Raw genomic sequence first — 430 nt, 5'->3', positions numbered from 1 at the left:
TGACGGGCTCCTGGGCGGGCTTTCGCACCGTGGCGCTGATGACGGTGGGCGGCGTGCGCGGCGCCATCACGCTGGCCGGCGTGCTGTCGCTGCCGGTGGCGCTCGGCGACGGCACGCCGCTGGCCGGGCGCGACACGGCGATCTTCATCGCCTCGGGCGTGATCCTCGGCTCGCTGCTGGTGGCCGTATTCGGCCTGCCGCTGCTGCTGCGCGGCCTGCGCACAACGCCGAACCCGCATGCGCACGAGGAACGCGCGGCACGCGCGGCCGCCGCCCAGGCCGCGATCCGCGCGATCGACGCGACCCATGACACGCTCACGGAAACGCTCGACGAAGCCGACGCGGCACGCTGCGCCGACCTGACCGCGCGTGTGATGGATCTCTACCGGCGCCGCCTGGTGAGCCTCGACGATGCCGACGACGCGGCCAC

1 pseudogene is annotated in these 430 nt (G+C 74.2%); it reads left to right on the top strand.

Annotation, left to right across the window (positions count from 1 at the left end):
• Positions 1–430, top strand: a pseudogene (locus HWX87_RS37800) (Na+/H+ antiporter); the annotation flags it as partial.

It is taken from the genome of Burkholderia sp. BCC1644 (assembly GCF_902833225.1).
Classification (GTDB): domain Bacteria; phylum Pseudomonadota; class Gammaproteobacteria; order Burkholderiales; family Burkholderiaceae; genus Burkholderia.
The sequence above is the reverse complement of the archived record's forward strand: the minus strand, read 5'-3'. Positions and strand labels throughout refer to the sequence as shown.